Annotated in this window: 1 protein-coding gene; it reads right to left on the bottom strand. The window is 39.5% G+C overall.

Going from position 1 to position 1,067, the window contains the following annotated elements; all coding sequences use genetic code 11:
- Positions 1-142: 142 nt before the first annotated feature.
- Positions 143-259, bottom strand: a complete 117-nt coding sequence (locus tag QUA47_RS31180; protein ID WP_445302567.1) for a hypothetical protein — start codon at positions 257-259, stop codon at positions 143-145.
- Between the last annotated feature and the right edge of the window lie 808 nt (positions 260-1,067).

The following is a 1,067-nucleotide window of genomic DNA, read 5'->3' as shown; positions in this document are numbered from 1 at the left end:
CAATTGAAAATCTGTGGTCAAAACTGAAAATCATTCTCCGTTCTATCAAGACTACTAATTATCAAGAATTAGGAAAACCCAGAGATTTTGCGTTCGGACAAGTTACATCGTCAAATATTTTTAACTGGTTTACACACTGCTGTTATTGTACCTCATCTTTTTGAGAAAGGCTATATACTCCTACAATCTCTTTACTCAACACATCAATTGCTAACCAAATCCACTGCTTGTTACCCTTGGCTCCTACAAATGACCACATTTCATCACATTGAATAGTTAGCTTTCCCTTTTTTTTACTTCAGTTCCACTTGTCTATTGACGGCGCCTAAGTTTTTCTTAACATAATATTGTAGCCACCTTGGGAAAACTCCGGTAGCCCTAACAATTCCAGCCAGAGATATTTTTTCTAATAAAAATCTATCTATTCACTCTCTTGTGTCTTCTTCCAGCGGCTGATGTCTGAGAGCTATCACAAATTGTCTGGCACAATGTGGACATTTAAAACATGGTTTGCAGTGTGACGGTGACCTTTTTTACAATATATTGAGCGTCCCACCTGGGACATTTCATAAGCTAAAAGTTAAGGCAGATTGAAGAAGTAAATTATAACAGGTAGTCCTCGCTATCCAGGACTACCCTGATTGTGTAATCTGTCCGCTTGACTAATTAACTCCATTAACTGTGCGTCATCTAGTCCCACTAACCTTTGAGCTTCCCATGGGTGCTTTTCTATATAGCCTCTCAGTTGGCTCATTTCTCTTCTTGGGAAATTCAATTTTACCACAAGCATTGTCCTCTCATTTCTATCTTGGAGATGTCTAATGATGATTAACGTCGTTTACTTGGGCTTTTTTTTACCTGCTCACGCACTTGTTCATGTAAAGTGCTAATTAGTTTCTCTATCACGGCTGCACTTCGCCACTGTTTGTAGTGCCAATAGACAGTTGAGTGGGGAGCCTCACGCAGGCAAGTCTTCCCAGTTACAACCATTGTAAGGATTCAGGTCAGAGGGTATTGACAAGTGTGACATTCTAGGCGGAATATTACAATTATGCAAAAAAACCTCC

Origin of the sequence: Microcoleus sp. MON2_D5, from assembly GCF_036701905.1 — a bacterium.
In the GTDB taxonomy this organism is placed as follows: domain Bacteria; phylum Cyanobacteriota; class Cyanobacteriia; order Cyanobacteriales; family Microcoleaceae; genus Microcoleus.
Note: the sequence above shows the minus strand (reverse complement) of the source record. Positions and strands in the feature narration are given on the sequence as shown.